Below are 18,243 nucleotides of genomic sequence, written 5' to 3' on the forward strand. Positions count from 1 at the left end.
TCAAATGGCTATTCTACGTTTGATTGGTTTTGGAAAAAAAGAAGAATTTAAGAAAGTGCTAGCAATTTTAAGAAAGAAAAAGCCTGATAGGACAAGGATCCTATGAAATTTGTCGTGTACAGAGTTTAACAGCACATTTATAAGCTCAACTTTGGTTGGGCTTTTTTAAAACCAAAATTGAATGCTTTTGGTCTTTGGCCTATGCCTATAAAAACAATGAATTAATGAGAAAAAAATGCGAATTTTATTTGGTATCTTACTTGGTATTCTGCTCTGTGTTGGCTCTGTGATTGGCTTACAACGTTTTCCACAATTGTTGAAAAGTTATCCACAGTTGCAGACTATTTTCCCCCAATTGTACGATTCATACCAATATAACCATGATGCCGAAGGTAAATTATTACAAACCTTAGAAATGCTAGATGACGAAGAATACAAATCGACTGAAGGCAATGAAGCAACACTGTATCAACTCGATGGTCAATGCAAAATTAATCTTTATGTTTTTGGTGAATCCAATCAATCCCTAACAAGTTTCTATTTTCACAATGATCAGATTTTACGTGCCTATGAGACAAATTTGATCTACCCAAATGGTGGCTTTAATCCTGTACCCAATACCAAAGAGCCTTTTAAACTCGAAAAAAGTTATTTACGAATCATGATGCCAAACAGTATCAAGACTGAACTTGAATTTGAGCAAATCAAAAATCATTTCAATGCTAAATTTTTGAAAAAATGCTGAAATTTAACTATTAAATTAAACATTAATGCATTAAGCAGTAGGCTTGAGATATCGCCTACGTACAAACGATGCTGTACAGATTTGAATAAGCATCAACAGGCAAAATGGATAGTCAACCCAGACTGATAAATGCTCAATATGAGCAACCTCTCCAAAGACAGAAAAATAGACCTGCCCCACAATAATAGGCACCACAACAAGCCATAGACCCCAATACCAATAGCGATTTAAAAAATCAATAAGCGCCAAGACGAAATGCGCAATAAAAAATACCGAAACTAGCGCTACTTGTAAGGTCGGCATGAATTTATGAACTTCAAAATCAGGATTCTGGAATAAATGATTTTCACTGATATTTAGTACATAACTGTACCATGCCCAAGTAATGCATGCGGTAAAGAGAATCAGCATGCAAAATAATCTTAAACTTTTTTTATTGGCAAGATCGACCTGCATAGACATCCCTATTTATATGGAGCATTGTTCAAAAATAATGTTCCTTAAACTCGATTTTAATTCACCTGTCGAATGACCATCCCCGCTTTAAAGGCTTCTACATTTTCCACCAATTGCTGCACAATGCGTTGTCGCGCATCGACGCTTCCCCATGCACTATGTGGGGTAATAATTAAATTTGGAATACTTGGGTCGAGCAGCACATTACCCTGCTTGGGTGGCTCAACCGTCAAGACATCGGTTGCTGCGCCTGCAATCTTTCCTGATTTTAATGCCTCGGCTAATGCCGATTCATTAACCACACCACCTCGTGCGCAATTGATCACAAAGGCCGATGCTTTCATTTGAGCCAAGCTTTCATGATTGAGTAAATCACGAGTTTCATCAGTTAAAGGGCAATGCAAACTCAGAAAATCGACCTGCGCTAACATCTCAGAAAATACCACTCGCTCAGCCACCATAGGTCGATTCGGTAGCGCACCAATCATAATTTTCATGCCAAAAGCTTTAGCCAAATGGGCCACGGCTTGCCCCAATTCACCATAGCCGACAATTCCCAAAGTCTTACCAGCCAGCTCAATAATTGGAAAATCTAGTAAGCAGAACTGATCCGCTTTTTGCCAATCTCCCTGTTGGACCGCCCGATCATACTGTCGAAATGATGTCGCCAAGTTCAACATTAACATCAAGGTATGCTGTGCGACCGCAGCGGTGCCATAAGCTTGGCAATTACACACCACGATGCCTTGTTGCTGTGCTTGTACAAGGTCAACGTTATTGGTGCCAGTGGCAGAAATTAAGATCAGTTTTAATTGCGGATTGAGCTGCATGTACTCAGCATTGATGTGTACTTTATTGCTGATAATCACATCAGCCCCTTGTATGCGCTGGGCAACCTCTGCAGCCGCTGTTGCGGGATAGAGCATCAATTCATCAAACTGTGCTTCTAGTCCGCTAAAATCTAAGTCTTGTTTATCTAGAGACTGATAATCTAGAAATACCGCTTTCATGGCTGCTTCCCTTCTGGCCGATTATAAAGATTCGATTGTGAATGATTAAAACCTGTGATGCAGCAAAGTGCAATCGAATAGCATATAAAAAAACCCGCTATTTCGCGGGTTTATCGAGATGATGTTGCAGTGAATTTCGAATTTTGAGTATGACATAAATGGTCAGTATCGTAAGTAATAACATACTGCTGCTAAAAATCAGTATGCTTGAACTAACCCCCTGTGCATAGGCTGAACCCATGGTCAGCACTAAGATGAATAATACAGCAAGCATCTGTGTTGAATGCATACTGATACCCCTCATATTCCTTATGATGTTTTGGGCAGTATGAATGTTTTTATACTGCCTTTCTCTCATCATAATCTCTTCCTACAAATTAGCAAGCTTTGGATTTTCAACCCAATGTCGAGCTTAAATTTGTTCGGGTTGCACCACGAACTGACAAGATGCATCGGCATTTTCCACAAAGAAGATTTGACCAAATTCATCACTACTCAAACGCAGTTCTTTATAGTTCAGCGTGTAATAGCCCACATATTTCTGCATTAAAATCGGATGCATACCAGTCGCAAGCTCATCTTGAGCTAAGACCAATTTCATTACCTGACGGTCATTCATCACCACCATGTAACGCTCATCTTGGACTTGTACGTATACCAGGCCTGTGCCCTTCGGCTGTAAAGGAATCAAAAACTTATGGTTCAGCGCAATCACACCGGCTGCATAGCTTTCAATTTTTTGGCTAATCACGTTAAACACTAAACCATGATCAAACTGATCGAGTAACAGGCTACGATTTTCCTGAGGTAAAAAGGTCGTGATTCCCAACTTTTGCAGATCTTGCTCACTGACTTGTTTGTTATTAAACAATACTCGTAATAAGGTCTGTTTTTGTTTGGCATCAAAAAATTGAGGGTCAAGCTGAAACGAATTGCTTTTTAAAATTTCACCCAAGGCATCACGATGGCGTGTCAGTAAATTTTCGATGACTTTTCTATAATAAAATTTGCTGTTTTTCTTAACCCGACGCATTTTTTGATAAAAATACGGCGCATCAAAAGGATGTCTCAAGAAATCATTTAACAGTTCAGAACTCGCCAACACTGCAATGGCATCATGCCCTGTAAACGGCAGATGCAACACATGCACATGCGGAATTAAAGCCTGTAGTTTTTCAAAGTGAGCGCGATCTTCTGGGCAATAAGGATCATACACTACGATATATTCACGTGTAGTCGATACGTCTTCAGCAAGTACCCGCATATTGGCATGCAGATTGGGCTGAAAGAACATGCCATAGCGTGTATCGACAATGTCTTCTGGGTCTATGGAGTACTGCGGCACCATACTGACCACGCGCTGAAAACCAAATAAATTGGCATACTTAATGGCAGCATAGCCGCCCATGGAACCACCATAGGCAATACGCATCTCAAATTGCTCTAGGATCGGCTTGATGGCTTGATACATCGGTTGCATTGACGATGCTGGAAACCACGATTTTTGTTTCGGCATCACACCGATCACATTAAAACCATATTTTTGCAAAGACTTCTCGGCATTGATGCTCAAGCCCTTGGCGCGGGTAATCAAATCACCGAAGGAGAAAATAAGCTCACGAGAACTGCCAGGCTGAAAAATGACACGAATTTGATCATCTTCAAAAATGATGTGCTTTTCCATTGTACTTTGCTCCAGTCCTTGTTGCGTCACGCTTTTCCTTCCTTGTTGCATTCAAAGTTTATCTTGTTCCGAATATGCTATTTTATAGAGGCCATACAGATTAAAAAGTGCAGAATATGACACATTCAATACATCCTGCCGCACAACAAGGCTTTAGCTCTGCAGCTGAACTCTATCAACAAGCCCGCCCTGACTACCCGATTGAAATCAGTGCGTGGCTACAACAACATTTAGCTTTAGCCCCTCAAGCCCATCTGGTGGACTTAGGCTCAGGTACAGGCAAATTTCTCGAGTATATTCGCCCACTCAGTGAAAATATCACCGCGATCGAACCTGTGCATGAAATGCTGCAACAATTGCAGAAAAAACATCCGCATATTGCAACTTTAGCCGCCCAAAGTGATCAGATTCCACTGCATGATCATTCTGTGGCAGCGGTATTTTGTGCCCAGTCTTTTCATTGGTTTGCCACCCCTGAAACCCTCAATGAAATCAGTCGTATCTTAGTTCCCAATGGGGATCTTGTATTGATTTGGAACCAACGTGATATCCAAGTCAATTGGGTCAAACAACTCGCTGATGTCTTGAGTGAGCTCGAAGGTGACACACCACGTTATCATAGTGGGCAATGGCAAAAAGTGTTTGAGCAGCAGCAAAAATTTAAATTAATTGCCGAAACCACCTTTCAACAATTGCATCATGGTACAGTGGAACACGTGGTTTCCAAACGATTATTGTCCACCAGTTTTATTGCAGCATTAAGCCCGGATGAACAACAAAAACTGAAACAACAATTTGAAAATATCGTGGCTGAATCAACCCAAAAGACTGCACAGGATTTCATTGATTTTCCGTATATCACGCATGTCTATATCTTTAGAAAAACATATTAGGACACGATTATGCTCTTGCCAATCTCTTTAAAGAAACTCAGTGTCATCTTCCTCATGGGTACGGTGCTAGGACTCACTGCATGTGAAAAATCATCAAAAACGGTGGAACAAAATAGTGAAATCAGTTCCGATGATCAAATCATGAAAGAGCTGAATAGTGATCCTATTAAAAACTTTGCCAAGACCCCAGATGATCTACACGACTTAACGCTACTGACACAATATGACGAGAGCTTTAGTCAAATTAGCGATGAGATGGAAGATGAGCTGATGAAACTGCGTGAGGAAGGAAAACTCACCGATGAATTTGCTACACAGCGTAAGCGTGACAACATCCAGTCGGCGCTGAATATGCTCAAAGAACTCGAAATGAAAACTGAGCAAGGCCGTTATATTCAAGGCTTGATGTATCAGTACTGGGACAATCAATCACAAATTTATCGTGAGAAAAATCAAGCAGCCGATGGCGAGTTAAAAAATCCTAGTGATAGTGTCAAAGGTCTCGGTCAGTTTATTCATGCTCAAGAACAATTGGGACATTGGCAGGAACAATATCCTGAACTACAAAAAACTCGACAGCCTTAATCTTCCAACCCTGTTGCAATCTATTCACCCAAATTCAACTTGGATGAATGAGAGAGCGATACGAGCTTATTACTTAACATCAAGGGTGCAAACCTGCCCTTGATGTGATTGCTCAATCTTGATTTTCGCTATGGTCGTTCAGCATATTGTGGTAAATCACCTGCGATATCATCCCATTCTGCTTTGGATGCGACAAAGATATGACAGGTTGGTTTCTGCGTCAGAGGTGTATCTAAGGTGCCTATACGTAAGCGGTAATAATCAGGCGTTTCAGCCTTTATACTGATGATCGGCGAACCACACTCACTACAAAAACAGCGCTGTGTGGTAGCGGTAGACGCATACTGTTTCAGAAACTGCTCACCGGCTACAATTTTAAAATCTGCTTTAGCAATCGGGGCATTGGTCGCAAATGCTGTACCATTGGCTTTGCGGCACCGAGAACAATGGCATTGCATGATCTCACCGACCGGACCATTGATCTCATAACAAACCGCTCCACACAAGCAGCTTCCGGTATATTGTTCTTGTAAGCGCATAGTGGTCTTTCTTAGAAGAATTTCATCTCAAAATATCACAACTCCTCAGCAAGATTGTGACAATTTGAAGCGCTTAGCTCTGCAAAGAAACCAGATAGTTTTGAACCCCTTCACCCGCTGCTCGACCGGTTGCAAGGCATGCTGTCAGCAAATAGCCCCCAGTAGGTGCATCCCAATCCAACATTTCCCCGCAGACAAATACAAAAGGATTGCTCTTCAATTGTAAGCCATCATTTAGGACTGAACGCTTCACACCGCCCGCGCAGCTAATCGCCTCATCTATCGGGCGAAATCCATCAAGGTGAATATCTAAATGTTTAATTTTCGCTGCTAGTAAGGCCGGCTCATGCCACAAAGATTTATCCACCAGTTCACGGACCAGCGCAGCTTTCGCCGCATCTAAACCGGCTTTACGCCAAACATTGGTTAAAGACTGCTTCTTCGAAGGCTGTAGTTTCTTTGCCAATTGCTCAACACTTTGATCTGGCAATAAGTCCAAAGTCAGCTGCATGGGCTGAGCAGATTTCACCTGTTGACGCAGTGCTCGACCTTGTTTGTAGATCAATCCACTTTCCAGTCCATAGTGTGAAATGATGATATCGCCTTGGGTCGGCTCGGCTTGCTCGACCCATGCATTGACTCGCTTTAAAGGCTGTCCAAACACAGGCTGCATGAACTTCGACCAAACGCGTTCCACGCCTGCATTACTGGCCTGAAAAGCTTCAATGCTCTCAGGCTGTAGCCATTTTTGCCATGCGCCATCACTGCCTAAACGTGACCAAGACACAGCCCCACACGCCATAATAATCGCATCAAAGCCAAGCGCTTGATTTGATCCATCAACAAGGTTTTGAATCGTCAGCTGATTGGACTGTAAGTCCAAAACTTGATGTCGATAATGAAACTGCACCCCGTTGAGACTGAGACGTTTTAACCATGAACGCAGCAAAGGCGCAGCTTTCATTTCAATAGGAAAGACCCGACCAGATGAACCAATATAGGTTTCAATACCTAGCCCCATCATCCATTGTTGAATCCATGCGGCATCCCACTGCTTAACCCATGGACTCAGCCATTCCACTTGATCATAGCGCTGCACAAATTGTTCTATAGGTTCGGCATGGGAAATATTTAACCCCGTTTTACCTGCCATGAGAAATTTACGCGCCGCTGAAGGCTTTTGCTCATAAACATGTATCTCATAGTCATGCTGACTTAAGACTTCAGCCGCCATCAAGCCTGCCGGACCTGCACCAATAATTGCAATACGCTGAGTCATGCCCAATTATTCCGCAGATGCTTCGGTGGGTTGCTTGCCTTGTAGTGGCTGAAAATCATCAAAACGTGTGGTGTAATCTACAGGCTTGGTAATGATTAACTGCTGACAGAGTTCACCACGTTCAAGATATTTAATTTCAAAATGCGTGCGTGCTGAAGTCTCTGCAATGCGTTCTTTGATAAAAGGCAGCTTCCAAACATCGATTAACTGCTGCTGCGCTTCCTCAATATATTCAGGAATATTACTGGCCAAGGTAATCTGACCACCCGGCTGCAAACGCGACAATAAAAATTCAAAAAACGGCATATTTAACCAGCGCTGTGCAGGATTATGCGGTTCAGGGTTTGGATACAAAATAAAGAATTGCTGTACTTGCGCAGGATGTAAGGCATGTACTACCCAAGGCAATGCATCAGCATGAATTGGAGCTAAATTGCTTTGCCCTTCAAGTTGATGCTGCTTTTGCATTGCCACAAATTTTTCACGTGTCCGCTCAACAGCAATCAATTGAAATTCAGGGTGATTGGCTGAAAACAATAATGCATGTTTACCTTTACCAGCCCCAATTTCCACACAAATCGGCGTGGAATCAATCGGCTGAAAATCACGGGGAGCTCGCATACGCTGCGCTTGAAATTGACGAATAGGCATAAACAGATCAAACTAAACAGAACGGCATAAGTCTAACAACTGCGACTGTATTTGCCTAATTGAATCATCCGTTTTTGCTGGAGTTAAGCATGCCCACCACCATGAATTGTCCACGCTGCGGCGCATTGACGACTTGGGAAAATAATGAATATCGCCCGTTTTGCTCAGATCGTTGTAAATTGATTGATCTCGGTGCATGGGCCAATGATGAATATCGTCTGCCGACACAAGATGCACCTCAGGCCGATGGTGGCCGTGAAGAAGACCAATTCTAAGGACTCAAGTGCATAACCCTATTATTTAGGTAAATAAAACAGGAATCCGTTTGGATTCCTGTTTTGTTAATTTAAGTTTCTCAATCTAGTTGCTTAACCCGCTTTACCAGCAACGAAAGGATTATGTTGTTTTTCATAACCAATGGTACTCATTGGACCATGCCCTGAAATAAACTGCGTGTCATCCGGCAAGCTAAAACATTCACGCTGAATGGAGTCGAGTAATTGTTGATGGTTACCGCGTGGAAAATCTGTCCGGCCTATCGAGCCTTTAAATAACACATCCCCCGTCCAAAGCACGGCATATTTTGCGTTATAGAACATGACATGACCTGGTGTATGCCCCGGTGCAAAACGAACTTCAAACTCTTCTGCACCCAGCTTCAAGGTTTCGCCGCCTTCCAACCATTGGGTCACATGGACATTTTCAGGGATCGGGAAACCGTATTTCGCAGAAACCTCCTGAATCATGTCCAACCAAAACGCATCTTCTTTATGCGGGCCAATCACTGGAACATTCCAAGCTTGGGTTAATGCCCCAACCGCACCTGCATGGTCTAAATGGCCATGCGTTAACCACAAGGCTTTTACCGTTAAGCCCAAAGCCTCAACTTCCGCTTTCAGCTTTTCAGCTTCCCCACCCGCATCAATTAAAATGGCTTCTTTGGTTTCGGAATCCCAAACAATGGAACAGTTTTGTTGAAATGCCGTGACGGGAACGATTTTAACTTGCAACATAGGGCGACAACCTCAAGGCGTTAATGGGCTAATGTTTGCTTTAAGGCATCAAGATTAGCTTGAAGTAACAAATTGAGCAATGCGACATGATCATCCCGCGCGTTTAATGCAGGAATATAACCATATTCACCACCGCCTGCAGCTTGGAAAATTTCAGCATTTTGCAGCGCCAACTCTTCTAGCGTTTCCAAACAATCCGCTGAAAATGCAGGGCTCATAACCTGTACCGATTTCACGCCTTGTTTGCCCCATGCGTCCAAAGTGGCATCAGTATAAGGTTTCACCCATTCTTGCTTACCAAAGCGCGATTGGAAACTGATTTCATATTGATCTTCAGTTAAACCAAGCGCTTGCGCGACTAAATGTCCTGTTACACGGCAACGGTCAGCATAGGGATCACCCTTGTCTGCATAAGGCTGTGGAATGCCATGAAAAGACATCAATAACTTATCCGCGACCCCATGCTCCGCTTGATAATCACGCACACTTTGCGCTAAAGCTTGAATAAATAGCGGGTGCTGATAGTAATCACGAATAATGCTCAGACCCGGCAAATTACGCTGCTGTGGAATCCATTTAGCAATGGCATCGTATAAAGGTGCCGTAGATGTTGCTGAATACTGTGGAAACAACGGAAATAATAGAATGTGGTCTTGAGGCTGCTCAGCCAATTGCGCTAAAGCGGTAGAAATCCCTGGATTACCATAAGTCATGGCCGGAATCACATTCAGTTCAAATTCTGGATATTTTGCTGTGAGATGCTGTTTTACTGCGGCAACTTGCTCAAATAAAATTTCACGCATGGGCGAATCATTACCCCAAACCATGTCATAGGCATGCGCCACACGCTTTGGTCGAAATGGCAAAATGAACAAACGCAAAATCAATTGCCAAATCGGTTTTGGAATTTCAATCACCCGCTGATCTGACAAAAACTGTTGCAGAAAACGACGCACTGCGGGCACAGTTGGCGCATCAGGCGTACCTAGATTCGCCAGAATAATGGTGACTTTAGCTTTCTCGACAGGCAACATTACGCTTTTTCCATCAATTTGAATGACGCTAATGTAGCAGCTTTTTATCTATTTTATAAAACAGATTAATATACAGTTTTAAATTGGAAAACCCGATCATTATCCAACAAATTACTTTCCAGTAATTTTTGACCTTTACTGGTCACTTGCCACAACATCCGCTGACGGTCATCTCGGCCATTGGGCACAATCCAGTCATTCTGCCGCATCTGGCTTTTAATGCTGTGTAAAGCACGAATATTCACTTGTGCCCGCGCAACCGCATGTGCACGCGGCATCTCAATACGAGCATCATCCAAACCTGTTTCATTCAAAAACTCATTCATTCGTTTAGAGAAGAATTCTTCAGGGGTTGGATTAACAAAGGTTGCGCCTAAAATCGACAAGAGCTGCGCCCACGTCATTTTCTTCTGTACTTTTAATTCTTTGAAATTACCATCTTGATAAGCGTGCATGCGGTATTCAAATGAAAATAGTTCATGCATCGACACTTTTGGTAAAGATAGGAATGGATCAACTTCGCGTTTTCCAGACTCTGTTTCGAGTTGAACTAACTGGGCTTTTAAACGATCAATTTCATCATGTAAAGCTTGAGTATTCTGTGGGCGCACCCAACCTGTAACAGGATAGCGTTCTAGCATTTGTGGCATGTTCAATCGAACTGCCATTTCTAAATCACGCAAGGTTCGATAGCTAAAGACTTGATCCACTTCATTTTGCAATAGCTTACGAAAGTCTTTGAATTTTTCACGTAGCTCAGACTTTTCATCATGCAAAGAAAGATCACGTGAATTTGGATCTTCATGCATAAACACAATGACCGGCTTTTGTTTCGTCACTGCATAAATATATTCAAGGTGCATATAACCCACACCTGAAACAGACTGCTCGCCATACTGACTACCCAGTAAGATCACCACATAATCACAGTCATCAATTTGACGACGCGCAAAAGCCGTACTTAATGGTGTGCGCTGTTCCAACCCCCAAGAGAAAAAACCCATCCCTACAAGAGTCTGTGCCAATATGATCCGTTCTGGCTGCATTTCACTGCCAGATGTGGAAATGAATACTTGATAACGCTTATCGAGCATTAGAGATCCTCTTCCCGTTGCACGCTATATCCAGCACTCAAAAAAGTGGTTGCTGAAACATACAGCATGACTACCCCAAATAGATTTAAATTGTTTTATCTAAAATCGTTCAATCACAATGATTAAAATTCTAAACTTGCCGCCTGAATATTGCAGATTTTCCAAGTGATTTGATCATCTTGAATTAAGCGTGCTACCACAGGTGTTAAGTTTTCCGCATTATTTCCACTGACATAACATTCGATACGCAGTGAATCTTGGCGGTTATGCTCAAATAATAACTCATTTTTAATCAAAATTTGGGCTGTTTGTCGTGCAACCGCAAATCCTGAGTCAATTAATGTCAGCTTCTGACCAAAAATATACTGAATTGCCGATTTTAGGAAGGGGTAATGCGTACATCCAAGCACTAAATAATCTGCACCTGCATCTACAACTGGCTGTAATATCTCAGTTAATGTCTGCAGGCAAGGCTCAGTCATTTGCGCCCCCGCTTCAACAAAGGGCACCAATTCCAAAGAAGTCACTGACAAAACTTGCACCCCTGCAGGTTCAGCAAATCGCTGCATGACATCTTTGATTAATTTACCCCGAAAAGTCGCAGGCGTTGCGAGGACAGCCACAGTTTTACTTTTGGTCTGTAATACCGCGGGTTTTAAGGCTGGAACCAAGCCAATAATCGGAAAATTTTCACCGTAGTGTTCACGCAAATAATCCAAACTAAATGCCGATGCCGTATTGCATGCCACCACCGCGACTTTACACCCCTGACGGTATAACCACTCAATCGCATGTGCAGTCAGTTCACGGATGTCCTGATCTTGACGCGGTCCATAAGGGACATGTGCCGTATCTGCAAAATAAACAATCCGTTCATTCGGTAAATAACGTGCAATTTCCAACGCAACAGACAAACCACCAATACCTGAGTCAAATACCCCAATAGGCGCATCAGCAGTCGCTTTTGGCATGGGTACATTTAAGGGGTAAATGGGATGAATGGCGGTCATAGGGTCACTTTAATTTAGATTCAGAATGACAAGGTGGAAAGCTTAAACCTCAGGTGCCTAATTGCAAGTGCAAATCACCACTTTGTAACACTAAAATGGACTCCCCTTGCTCATTTTCAAGCAGCTCACCCATCTCGACTAAATGAAAAAAAGCTGCACGTTGAATTAAGGCATTTATACCAAAACGAACATGCACATAAGGACGTAGTTCACCCTGATATTCACGCATAAAAATCGGATGTTCCTGATCAACAATAATCAGGTCTTGGGTGGTTGTGGTGAATTGAATATAGTTTTTAGCGTCAATCTCAACGTGATCCACCTGATTGACAAATAAAGGCTCATCTTCCACCTGTATTTCAATTTGTTCCACAGGGGTTTTTAAATAGAATTTCCCATCTTCTTTCCAAAGCACGGTTGAGAACAGATCTATGAGCGCTTGTCGCTTGATCAATTGACCATCGTGCCACCATTCTCCATTGGCTAAAACCTTCAAATCCATTGCACCACAATGCTTTGGATGCCATTGATCTAATGGGGGGATTGACCTTTTGTGACCGGACTGTCCATCTTTTAAGTATTGTGCAATGTTCATTAAATTTCTATCATCCCTATTAATGAATTTTTTCGTCGGGTTTTCGTTCAATTGCTGCTTCATCCGCCTAATAAATACCTTAGTGACGGAAAAATAATATGATTCAGCCAATTGGCTAGAACTCGGTTTAAAACTATACTAGCCCACAATATCAAAGACACGATAGAAAAATTGTGTCTGGGCATTAAGAACACTCATGGCAGCACCATTTAAATGAATTGAATGGATGCCACCTTCCGAAATATGAGGAGTCCTACATGGAACACATCGAACGTGAATCGATGGAGTTTGACGTAGTTATCGTCGGTGCAGGTCCTGCCGGCCTATCTGCTGCGATTAAAATTCGTCAACTTGCAATTGAAAATAACCTAAACGATCTGTCCGTTTGTGTCGTGGAAAAGGGCTCCGAAGTGGGTGCGCATATTCTATCAGGTGCTGTGCTCGAACCTCGCGCGATGAATGAATTGTTCCCAGATTGGAAAGAACAAGGCGCACCGTTAAATGTGCCTGTGACTGAAGATAAAACCTATTTCTTATTGTCTGATGAAAAATCACAAGAAGCACCGCATTGGATGGTGCCTAAAACCATGCATAACGATGGCAACTATGTTATTTCGTTAGGTAACGTGGTTCGCTGGTTAGGTGCTAAAGCTGAAGAATTAGAAGTGTCTATTTTCCCAGGCTTTGCAGCATCTGAAATCCTTTACCATGAAGATGGTACTGTGAAAGGCATTCAGACTGGTGACATGGGCATTGGTAAAGATGGCGAACCAACGCATAACTTTACTCCTGGCTATGAACTTCATGCCAAATACACATTATTTGCTGAAGGCTGTCGTGGTCACTTAGGTAAACGTCTGATTGCTCAGTTCAACTTAGATAAGGATGCTGATCCGCAACATTACGGTATTGGTATTAAAGAACTTTGGGAAATCGATCCTGCTAAGCACAAACCAGGTTTGGTGATGCACGGTGCAGGTTGGCCTTTAAGTGAAACAGGTTCTTCAGGCGGTTGGTGGTTATACCACGCTGAAAACAACCAAGTGACATTAGGTATGATCGTTGACTTGTCATACACCAATCCACACATGTATCCATTTATGGAAATGCAGCGCTGGAAAACACATCCACTGATCAAGCAATATCTTGAGGGTGGTAAACGTATTTCTTATGGCGCACGTGCGGTTGTAAAAGGTGGCTTCAACTCACTACCTAAATTCACTTTCCCAGGTGGTAGCTTAATTGGTGATGACGCAGGTTTCCTAAACTTTGCGAAAATCAAAGGCTCTCATACAGCAATGAAATCAGGCATGCTGTGCGGTGAAGCTGTATTTGAAGCGATTGCTGCGGGTGTGGAAAAAGGTGGTGACCTTGCCATTGCACGTGTGACTGAAGGTGAAGATTTCTTCGCTAAAGAGTTAACTGCGTACACAGACAAGTTCAACAACAGCTGGTTGAAAGAAGAGTTATATAACTCTCGTAACTTCGGCCCTGCTATGCATAAGTTTGGTCAATGGATGGGTGGTGCGTTCAACTTTGTTGATCAAAACATCTTTAAAGTGCCGTTCACGCTGCATGACTTACAGCCCGACTTCAGCGCTTTAAAAACTGTCGATGCTGCGAACTTCAAACCGAATTATCCAAAACCAGATGGTAAAATTACATTTGACCGTTTGTCTTCAGTATTCGTATCAAATACGGTACATGAAGAGAACCAACCTGCTCACTTGAAATTGACAGATGCTTCTATTCCTGTACATGTGAACTTACCAAAATGGGATGAGCCTGCTCAGCGCTACTGTCCTGCTGGTGTTTATGAAATTATGGAAGAGAATGACGGTTCTAAACGTTTCCAAATTAACGCGGCCAACTGTGTACACTGTAAAACGTGTGACATCAAAGATCCGTCTCAAAACATTACTTGGGTAACACCTGAGGGTGGCGGTGGTCCTAATTATCCTAATATGTAATCTCTTTTGAGATTGAAATAAACCCGCTTAATGCGGGTTTATTTTTTAATAGACAATCACACTCTTTAAATAAATATTATTACAAAAAACTAATTCCTATAAAAAATGAATTTCATAAGTATTTCATTTAAAATAATTATCAATGTATTATTTTATATCCACTAGATTTAGATATTTTATAAATAATTAAAAGAAATAACCTCACTAAGCCTAAATACAAATTTAAATTTCATCTATATAGTAATATAATTTTTTAGACCCTTCAATTTTATAATAATTAATTTTAATTTCTCTAGAACTTTCCATATTACAAAGCTTACTTACAACTTCATCTCCTCCACCGTACATTGTAATTTCCTTATTTTCGATCAGAAAATTAAACGATGTAGGCTCTTCATAATTTCGATGAATTTTTTCCAACTTATATTTTAAGGTTAGATCTTTTATGTTAGAAAAATCAGTACTATTAAATGGAAAAACTCCCCTATTACACCCACCTAAAAAAAGCGCTTGTTTATTTTTCTCGTATAAATATGCTATTTTTTCGTCATCAGCATATACATGCGAGCTAATGAGCATCATAAAAACTAATATATTCTTCTTCATTTTAATGGCCTACTCTCTCTAATTTGAGTAACCCTATATTGATCATACTGAACAGCATCACTTTGAAAATATGCATTATCAGGATGATGAGATAATCATTTTTTAGCAATCACATGGCTTTGTTGCATAAATATGTAAGCATCTGATTTAAATAAATTTAATTTTGGATCAAAAAACAATCAAAACTTTTAAAATCATATAGTTATGAAATCTTTGTGCAACACAGCCCAATCACATTATAATTTATTTTGACCTAAAATACTGTAGCTCAATCAAATACTACATCTATATTTAAGTATTTTTTTTATATCAGTTCGCGCCACCATACGGAATATCTTCCAGTATTCACGCATTATTCAGCCATTAAAATTCCGCCCCAAAAACTAAATTCAACCATTCAAAAAAAACCACCAGTAAAACTAGTTTAACTGGTGGAATAAATTCTAATGATTCGCTACTTGCGCATCTAAAGTTCTAAACTTTGAATTGATAAAACTATAGGTTCCATAATATAAAAAAATCGCATTTCCGATTACATCCATTTCATAGCGCTTCATAATAATATTATTGATCCGCCCCTGACTAGCATTCAGCTCATTGCGAAAAACATCTCTATCTCTGCTATTCTTAAATTTAAGCGCAATAAGCCCAACCTCTTTGTTTTTTTCCTCCAGTATATAAATACGAGATTCTAATCCACAGATTAAGTGCACAGAGGGCGCAATTTTTTTCAGAAAATTTTTCTTTAAATCCTGTTCGGCAAATTTAGCTCTAGCAACGCCTCTTGCTGCGCTGTGCATTTGCACAAATGCGTAATTATAAACATTCAATTCATGTTTTTCTTGAGCGCTGAAACTGCAGTTTGCGTAGGAAAGCGTGCTGGCAAAAAAGCATAATATAAAAATTTTTAAATTCAGATATATGTTCATAAAATTCCTCTGTTATAAAGTTCGCCCGTCCGCGTGTCATAAATGTTGTAATCTTTGATTTTTGGTCTGACCGCTTTGTGATAGGTAATTTTCGCTTTGACCTTCTTAAGCTCACTTTCACCCGACAATTCCAGCATTTTTTGGTTAAACACACTAAATCCTTTATGTCCAAAAACTTCTAAACAGCCTGCTGTACCATACATATCATCCATTGAGCAGGTATCCGGCCCATCGTGAATGAGGAAATTTCCTGTCACAATCCAAGCGCCGTTCTCGGCTTTATCTGTACTATGTAGAATATATTCTTTGTACCAGGTCAATTTATGAACCTGCTGATCCGCCAGTCCGGCGACTGACAAAATGGTATTGCCTTTTTTGTCGATTACGCAGCGTGGGCCGAATCTGCAAACTTTAAAGTAATATCCTTTTTTATCCTTGGTATACATATGCAGACGGTATAAAGGCACTTTAACCGCTGTATACGGGCTGCCGTGAGGATAGCCCCACATATACATATAGCTGTTTGGAATCGGTTTACTCGCTAGTTCCAGCAAAACCTCATTCTTTTTGCAATTGGTGATGGCATTCTGTTTATTCGCCATTTCTTTTCTTATTTGTTCAAATGGATCAGACATCAGCGGCCACCATATAACTTTCTAATTGTAATATTTTCATTAAATCGGGTTCATCAGGGTCTTTCAAAAACGGACATTCCCGGTTGAATTTATTCACATCAAATTTTATTTTCTGCGCAGCAATGACAAATCGCTCAATATAAGGGATTTCCAGTATCTCGCATTGCAGTGCATAATCAACGATTGCTGAAATTTGATAAAAATCTGCATTATTTTTTTTGCAAAAATTTATTTTAAAGTATTCTATTCTTTTTTCGAAAATCGATTCGAACTGCGCATCCTCAAGCATGATCAACGTTTTTAAACAGTCTGTACTCTGATAAAAATGCGAACGGATTTCTCCATTAAAAAGAACCGTAAACGATTCAAAACCTGAAAATACAATGTGTTTCTGCTCAACATTTAAAATGTCAAATAATGAAAATACAGTAAATGGCTCATACAGTTTGCACATTGAATTCTCAAAATTGGAAAAACTGAAGCATTTTTTAAACAGCGCATTTAAGACTTCATCCATTTCCAACCGGCTACTGATAACAATATATTCATTGAACTGGTTTAAAATGTTCTCGTTATACACAGCTAGCACAGGAGAAAATTCTAATATTTTAGGATTATTAAATTTTTCAAAAAGATATTTAAAATCAAAACCGTTTAATGCTTTTTTTGCCTGCTTATACTGCAGCAGATCAATTAAAATATATGTATTCATTGTTTAGCCTTTTATAAAAAAGGTTAAATTTTTCAGAGATGATATCAAACACTCAACACAAATATTAGGCATCACGCCTAAATCAGCGCTCTGCGTTTGCCCAGCTAAAAATTGATGCTGCCCTGCCTTCACCTCAAACTTACCAGCCGTAGTAGGCAATACACCCGCACTACTAATTTCAATCTGGCTACCACCCGCAACTAAAACAATTTTTTTGCTCGCTTTGATTTCAACTTTATCTTCTGTGGAAATAATTTGAATACCCTTTCGTGCAATCAAATCTGCCCCATCTCCTTGGGCTTGGATTTCAACTTTGCCTTTGCCTGCATAAGCACGTAATCCCTCTTGTGCTGCAAATAGACTGATCTTGCTTTGTGCATGGGCAATTAAGGATTTTTGACTGCTGAGGTTGATGCTATCCCCTGCACTTTGGCTGATCTGTCCATCTGCTGAAAGATGAACATCTTCCTGACTACTTACAGCAATTGAGTTTGGTGCAGATAAAATCATTAAGGCTTGTTTAAAGGCATCAGCTTTTTCTTTACTGCCTTTTTCGATTTGCCGAAGGAAGTTTTTTAAATTATCCAAGACTTCAAGTGGGTCAGTTTGTTGATTTTTCGCCACTTCACTTAAGGCTTTACTGCTGTTTAAGTTGGCTTCGATTTGTTCTTTCGCCGCTTGTGCGTCGAGGTGCATTGCCGCTGCTTGTTGTTGTGGGTGTGTGCTGACAAGGAGCCCTTGTCCTGCTCGCACTGCACCCCATTGGTCGGTTCTCAGTTCAAAGCCTTCACCTCGCCCTGCAC

At 40.9% G+C, this 18,243-nt stretch carries 22 protein-coding genes; 5 read left to right on the forward strand and 17 right to left on the reverse strand.

The window, feature by feature from the left end; genetic code table 11:
- The first annotated feature begins 235 nt into the window (after positions 1 to 235).
- Positions 236 to 745 carry a hypothetical protein gene (locus FTV03_RS13900; RefSeq protein ID WP_180041819.1) on the forward strand — a complete coding sequence of 170 codons (510 nt, stop codon included), beginning with the start codon at positions 236 to 238 and terminating at the stop codon, positions 743 to 745.
- Between the two features lie 30 nt (positions 746 to 775).
- Here the strand turns inward: FTV03_RS13900 and FTV03_RS13905 are convergent, their stop codons facing one another.
- The 4 genes from FTV03_RS13905 to FTV03_RS13920 all read right to left on the reverse strand — a co-directional run bounded on the left by FTV03_RS13905 (position 776) and on the right by FTV03_RS13920 (position 3,895).
- Positions 776 to 1,201: a hypothetical protein gene (locus FTV03_RS13905; RefSeq protein ID WP_180041821.1), complete on the reverse strand. Its 426-nt coding sequence runs from the start codon at positions 1,199 to 1,201 to the stop codon at positions 776 to 778.
- A 56-nt stretch (positions 1,202 to 1,257) separates the two neighbouring features.
- On the reverse strand, positions 1,258 to 2,211 hold the full coding sequence (locus FTV03_RS13910; protein ID WP_180041823.1) for a 2-hydroxyacid dehydrogenase: 954 nt from the start codon (positions 2,209 to 2,211) through the stop codon (positions 1,258 to 1,260).
- Between the two features lie 97 nt (positions 2,212 to 2,308).
- Complete coding sequence (locus tag FTV03_RS13915; protein ID WP_078189765.1) at positions 2,309 to 2,500, reverse strand: hypothetical protein; 192 nt, start codon at positions 2,498 to 2,500, stop codon at positions 2,309 to 2,311.
- A 123-nt stretch (positions 2,501 to 2,623) separates the two neighbouring features.
- On the reverse strand, positions 2,624 to 3,895 hold the full coding sequence (locus tag FTV03_RS13920; protein ID WP_180041846.1) for an alpha/beta fold hydrolase: 1,272 nt from the start codon (positions 3,893 to 3,895) through the stop codon (positions 2,624 to 2,626).
- A 116-nt stretch (positions 3,896 to 4,011) separates the two neighbouring features.
- On the opposite strand from FTV03_RS13920, the gene FTV03_RS13925 reads away from it, so the two are divergent.
- On the forward strand, positions 4,012 to 4,788 hold the full coding sequence (locus FTV03_RS13925) for a class I SAM-dependent methyltransferase (RefSeq protein ID WP_168377943.1): 777 nt from the start codon (positions 4,012 to 4,014) through the stop codon (positions 4,786 to 4,788).
- Between the two features lie 9 nt (positions 4,789 to 4,797).
- Positions 4,798 to 5,373 (forward strand): hypothetical protein, encoded by a 576-nt coding sequence (locus FTV03_RS13930; protein ID WP_168377944.1) that lies wholly within the window; start codon positions 4,798 to 4,800, stop codon positions 5,371 to 5,373.
- Positions 5,374 to 5,501: 128 nt separating this feature from the next.
- Here FTV03_RS13930 and FTV03_RS13935 read toward each other — a convergent pair whose 3' ends face one another.
- The 3 genes from FTV03_RS13935 to FTV03_RS13945 all read right to left on the reverse strand — a co-directional run bounded on the left by FTV03_RS13935 (position 5,502) and on the right by FTV03_RS13945 (position 7,848).
- Entirely contained in the window at positions 5,502 to 5,912 is a 411-nt protein-coding gene (locus tag FTV03_RS13935) for a GFA family protein (protein ID WP_180041826.1), read from the reverse strand.
- Between the two features lie 73 nt (positions 5,913 to 5,985).
- Complete coding sequence (locus tag FTV03_RS13940) at positions 5,986 to 7,191, reverse strand: TIGR03862 family flavoprotein (protein ID WP_180041828.1); 1,206 nt, start codon at positions 7,189 to 7,191, stop codon at positions 5,986 to 5,988.
- Positions 7,192 to 7,197: 6 nt separating this feature from the next.
- Positions 7,198 to 7,848 (reverse strand): SAM-dependent methyltransferase, encoded by a 651-nt coding sequence (locus tag FTV03_RS13945; RefSeq protein ID WP_180041848.1) that lies wholly within the window; start codon positions 7,846 to 7,848, stop codon positions 7,198 to 7,200.
- 83 nt (positions 7,849 to 7,931) lie between these two features.
- On the opposite strand from FTV03_RS13945, the gene FTV03_RS13950 reads away from it, so the two are divergent.
- Complete coding sequence (locus FTV03_RS13950; protein ID WP_078189771.1) at positions 7,932 to 8,117, forward strand: DNA gyrase inhibitor YacG; 186 nt, start codon at positions 7,932 to 7,934, stop codon at positions 8,115 to 8,117.
- A 93-nt stretch (positions 8,118 to 8,210) separates the two neighbouring features.
- Here FTV03_RS13950 and FTV03_RS13955 read toward each other — a convergent pair whose 3' ends face one another.
- The 5 genes from FTV03_RS13955 to FTV03_RS13975 form a co-directional block, all read right to left on the reverse strand.
- Positions 8,211 to 8,855 carry an MBL fold metallo-hydrolase gene (locus tag FTV03_RS13955; RefSeq protein WP_180041830.1) on the reverse strand — a complete coding sequence of 215 codons (645 nt, stop codon included), beginning with the start codon at positions 8,853 to 8,855 and terminating at the stop codon, positions 8,211 to 8,213.
- Between the two features lie 20 nt (positions 8,856 to 8,875).
- On the reverse strand, positions 8,876 to 9,889 hold the full coding sequence (hemH, locus tag FTV03_RS13960; RefSeq protein WP_180041832.1) for a ferrochelatase: 1,014 nt from the start codon (positions 9,887 to 9,889) through the stop codon (positions 8,876 to 8,878).
- A 65-nt stretch (positions 9,890 to 9,954) separates the two neighbouring features.
- Positions 9,955 to 10,983, reverse strand: a complete 1,029-nt coding sequence (locus tag FTV03_RS13965; protein WP_180041834.1) for a DUF4062 domain-containing protein — start codon at positions 10,981 to 10,983, stop codon at positions 9,955 to 9,957.
- Positions 10,984 to 11,105: 122 nt separating this feature from the next.
- Complete coding sequence (murI, locus tag FTV03_RS13970) at positions 11,106 to 11,993, reverse strand: glutamate racemase (protein WP_168377950.1); 888 nt, start codon at positions 11,991 to 11,993, stop codon at positions 11,106 to 11,108.
- 49 nt (positions 11,994 to 12,042) lie between these two features.
- The gene (locus FTV03_RS13975) at positions 12,043 to 12,651 is read right to left on the reverse strand and encodes a DUF1285 domain-containing protein (RefSeq protein WP_168377951.1); all 609 of its coding nucleotides are present in this window, start codon (positions 12,649 to 12,651) and stop codon (positions 12,043 to 12,045) included.
- 194 nt (positions 12,652 to 12,845) lie between these two features.
- On the opposite strand from FTV03_RS13975, the gene FTV03_RS13980 reads away from it, so the two are divergent.
- Positions 12,846 to 14,558, forward strand: a complete 1,713-nt coding sequence (locus FTV03_RS13980) for an electron transfer flavoprotein-ubiquinone oxidoreductase (RefSeq protein ID WP_180041836.1) — start codon at positions 12,846 to 12,848, stop codon at positions 14,556 to 14,558.
- Between the two features lie 222 nt (positions 14,559 to 14,780).
- On the opposite strand, the gene FTV03_RS13985 is transcribed toward FTV03_RS13980, so the two are convergent.
- From FTV03_RS13985 to FTV03_RS14005, 5 genes are all read right to left on the reverse strand, one after another.
- The gene (locus tag FTV03_RS13985) at positions 14,781 to 15,164 is read right to left on the reverse strand and encodes a hypothetical protein (RefSeq protein ID WP_180041837.1); all 384 of its coding nucleotides are present in this window, start codon (positions 15,162 to 15,164) and stop codon (positions 14,781 to 14,783) included.
- A 443-nt stretch (positions 15,165 to 15,607) separates the two neighbouring features.
- Positions 15,608 to 16,093 (reverse strand): hypothetical protein, encoded by a 486-nt coding sequence (locus FTV03_RS13990; RefSeq protein ID WP_180041839.1) that lies wholly within the window; start codon positions 16,091 to 16,093, stop codon positions 15,608 to 15,610.
- A complete protein-coding gene (locus FTV03_RS13995; protein ID WP_180041841.1) occupies positions 16,090 to 16,728 on the reverse strand; it encodes a hypothetical protein in 639 nt (212 codons plus the stop codon). Before FTV03_RS13995 ends, FTV03_RS13990 begins: the two co-directional genes overlap by 4 nt.
- Complete coding sequence (locus FTV03_RS14000; RefSeq protein ID WP_180041843.1) at positions 16,721 to 17,440, reverse strand: hypothetical protein; 720 nt, start codon at positions 17,438 to 17,440, stop codon at positions 16,721 to 16,723. The genes FTV03_RS13995 and FTV03_RS14000 overlap by 8 nt, the downstream gene beginning before the upstream one ends.
- A 3-nt stretch (positions 17,441 to 17,443) precedes the next feature.
- On the reverse strand, positions 17,444 to 18,243 hold an 800-nt coding region (locus tag FTV03_RS14005), incomplete at its 5' end, for a DUF2345 domain-containing protein (RefSeq protein WP_180041844.1).

This window comes from Acinetobacter sp. YH12218 (genome assembly GCF_013417925.1).
Classification (GTDB): Bacteria; Pseudomonadota; Gammaproteobacteria; order Pseudomonadales; family Moraxellaceae; genus Acinetobacter; species Acinetobacter amyesii.

Bases quoted from the DNA above. Each gene is read 5' to 3' on its own strand.
- FTV03_RS13900 (WP_180041819.1), top strand. From the start codon at position 236: ATGCGAATTTTATTTGGTATCTTACTTGGTATTCTGCTCTGTGTTGGC.
- FTV03_RS13905 (WP_180041821.1), bottom strand. From the start codon at position 1,201: ATGCAGGTCGATCTTGCCAATAAAAAAAGTTTAAGATTATTTTGCATG.
- FTV03_RS13910 (WP_180041823.1), bottom strand. From the start codon at position 2,211: ATGAAAGCGGTATTTCTAGATTATCAGTCTCTAGATAAACAAGACTTA.
- FTV03_RS13915 (WP_078189765.1), bottom strand. From the start codon at position 2,500: ATGCATTCAACACAGATGCTTGCTGTATTATTCATCTTAGTGCTGACC.
- FTV03_RS13920 (WP_180041846.1), bottom strand. From the start codon at position 3,895: ATGGAAAAGCACATCATTTTTGAAGATGATCAAATTCGTGTCATTTTT.
- FTV03_RS13925 (WP_168377943.1), top strand. From the start codon at position 4,012: ATGACACATTCAATACATCCTGCCGCACAACAAGGCTTTAGCTCTGCA.
- FTV03_RS13930 (WP_168377944.1), top strand. From the start codon at position 4,798: ATGCTCTTGCCAATCTCTTTAAAGAAACTCAGTGTCATCTTCCTCATG.
- FTV03_RS13935 (WP_180041826.1), bottom strand. From the start codon at position 5,912: ATGCGCTTACAAGAACAATATACCGGAAGCTGCTTGTGTGGAGCGGTT.
- FTV03_RS13940 (WP_180041828.1), bottom strand. From the start codon at position 7,191: ATGACTCAGCGTATTGCAATTATTGGTGCAGGTCCGGCAGGCTTGATG.
- FTV03_RS13950 (WP_078189771.1), top strand. From the start codon at position 7,932: ATGCCCACCACCATGAATTGTCCACGCTGCGGCGCATTGACGACTTGG.
- FTV03_RS13955 (WP_180041830.1), bottom strand. From the start codon at position 8,855: ATGTTGCAAGTTAAAATCGTTCCCGTCACGGCATTTCAACAAAACTGT.
- hemH (WP_180041832.1), bottom strand. From the start codon at position 9,889: ATGTTGCCTGTCGAGAAAGCTAAAGTCACCATTATTCTGGCGAATCTA.
- FTV03_RS13965 (WP_180041834.1), bottom strand. From the start codon at position 10,983: ATGCTCGATAAGCGTTATCAAGTATTCATTTCCACATCTGGCAGTGAA.
- murI (WP_168377950.1), bottom strand. From the start codon at position 11,993: ATGACCGCCATTCATCCCATTTACCCCTTAAATGTACCCATGCCAAAA.
- FTV03_RS13975 (WP_168377951.1), bottom strand. From the start codon at position 12,651: ATGAAGCAGCAATTGAACGAAAACCCGACGAAAAAATTCATTAATAGG.
- FTV03_RS13980 (WP_180041836.1), top strand. From the start codon at position 12,846: ATGGAACACATCGAACGTGAATCGATGGAGTTTGACGTAGTTATCGTC.
- FTV03_RS13985 (WP_180041837.1), bottom strand. From the start codon at position 15,164: ATGAAGAAGAATATATTAGTTTTTATGATGCTCATTAGCTCGCATGTA.
- FTV03_RS13990 (WP_180041839.1), bottom strand. From the start codon at position 16,093: ATGAACATATATCTGAATTTAAAAATTTTTATATTATGCTTTTTTGCC.
- FTV03_RS13995 (WP_180041841.1), bottom strand. From the start codon at position 16,728: ATGTCTGATCCATTTGAACAAATAAGAAAAGAAATGGCGAATAAACAG.
- FTV03_RS14000 (WP_180041843.1), bottom strand. From the start codon at position 17,440: ATGAATACATATATTTTAATTGATCTGCTGCAGTATAAGCAGGCAAAA.